General features: G+C 37.8%; 1 protein-coding gene. It reads right to left on the bottom strand.

Features of this window, described 5'->3' with window-relative positions:
* Window positions 1-340 precede the first annotated feature (340 nt).
* Window positions 341-1654 (bottom strand): IS30 family transposase, encoded by a 1314-nt coding sequence (locus BMZ41_RS15395; protein WP_090531345.1) that lies wholly within the window; start codon window positions 1652-1654, stop codon window positions 341-343.
* Between the last annotated feature and the right edge of the window lie 176 nt (window positions 1655-1830).

Consider the following 1830-nt stretch of genomic DNA (forward strand, 5'->3'; position numbering starts at 1 on the left):
TATTTTTGCATAAAGCTGAATTGAAATCCTGACCTCCAGTTTGCAAACTTAACCTCTAGTTCTAATTTTTTTGTACACTTAACTTCCAATTTCGCCTAGTCAAAACAGCACTTAGTCTTGCAAAATCACCCCTTTCTAGAAGTTACAATTACAAAGATAGAGCTTACTAATACAAACCTATTGAAATCAACATCTTCCAGGGTGTATTATCTCTCCAATAGATTATTTTTGAGCATGAAAATAAGAGGTCGAGGCTTCGTTTGGTTCTTTGCAAGAGAAACCTCCACCACTGCATGATTGTATATTTCATGCTTGAAAGCGGTCTTATATTTTGCTGCTTTTACTGATTAAGCAGCTCTGGTTTTAAAATTATTTCATTTGATGGGATAGCCTTTATACCAAGTTTGGTTGCTACCTCATCACCATGAAAGAAGCTGAATAACTGGTTGGCGGACCGGTCATTCAGCTTCTTTCTTGCATATGAATTGATATGATTCATCATCAATTCTACCTGTTCCTGTTTTAGATACTTAAAGGATGTCCCTTTAGGTAAAATTCTTCTTATAAATTCATGCGTGACCTCAATACCACCTTTCTGGTTTGAGCGCTGTGGGTCACAATAAAATATATAAGTCCTGCGTTTTCCTTCCTTATCAAATTCAATAGAAGCAGGGTCAGTAAATTCACTTCCCCTATCTGTCAGAATCACAGGGAACAATTTTTTAAACTGCTCACGGCCTAGCATTTCATCAAGCTCATCGAAAACGTCAGTCACACTTCGCGCTGTATTCGCCTCCCTCAAAAAGGCTAACATGAGGCTACTATCTCTAAAATAGATTGTTAGCAATACCTTTGTTGAATCTCTGGTTCCTTCTACGGAGTCCATTTCTACAACAGCATAATCAGGATGTGCTTCCATAAATGCCAGAAAGTCCTCATATGTACGTCCCAGATGACATTTCTTATCTACATGGACAACCTTTTTCTGCTTACGTTTTCTGTATCTAACTTTTCTAGGTAAATCAAGATTACCAACTGTTAGAATTCCAGCATCGATGTAGTTGTATATACTTCTTTCGTCTACCATAATTTCGTCAGCATTGTTAACGCAAATCTGATGAATTGACTGCCCCTGTTTTACAAGTGGTGACACAACATCATCAATGCGTCTCAGTTCCTCTGGAGTCAGATCTATACCTTCACGACTCTCAGAACGAAGCTCCTCATAATCCTTCTGTGCCTTTTTGGCATCATATTTTTTCTTTTCAAGTGTACAAGATCTAATCTGTTTGCATCCGTTGCAAACATAGGGAGGCTTCTTTAGCTTTTGACATATTTCCTCTTCAAATTCATCGCATTTGATAGTACACATTCCACAAGTGCTGCAATAAGTATTTCTGAAGCTGAATGCATTAAAACAGCTTTCGCAAACGTCGCGTTCATGAGTACAGGTATTTCTCTTTTTGCAAGGATTGAATGATCTAGAGCGTGTTCCTGTTTGTTCAGTAATCAAATGTGCTCTTACTTCCTTTGAAATAGTAGATGGATCCTTTCCAACAATTTCTCCTATTTCTGTAAAAGTCTTTCCATCTTTTAAGCCCTTCTGAATTTCTTGTCTGGCGTCTAGTGTTAGATGCTTATATTTACATGTCATGGTATGTTCCTCCATTAGTGGCACCGCTTTCTAAACATCAGCAGGTATTGTACTCAAAACCAAACATAAAGAAAAGACAGCCTGCTATTATTGCAAGACTGTCTTCTAGTTCCTCGTTTGCATTATTAACTTCTGGCTTGCTTAAGGCTGACTGGAAGTTAGTTTTTCAATTCACT

The sequence above is a fragment of the Pseudobutyrivibrio sp. UC1225 genome (genome assembly GCF_900115215.1).
In the GTDB taxonomy this organism is placed as follows: Bacteria; Bacillota; Clostridia; order Lachnospirales; family Lachnospiraceae; genus Pseudobutyrivibrio.

Bases quoted from the DNA above. Each gene is read 5' to 3' on its own strand.
- BMZ41_RS15395 (WP_090531345.1), bottom strand. From the start codon at position 1,654: ATGACATGTAAATATAAGCATCTAACACTAGACGCCAGACAAGAAATT.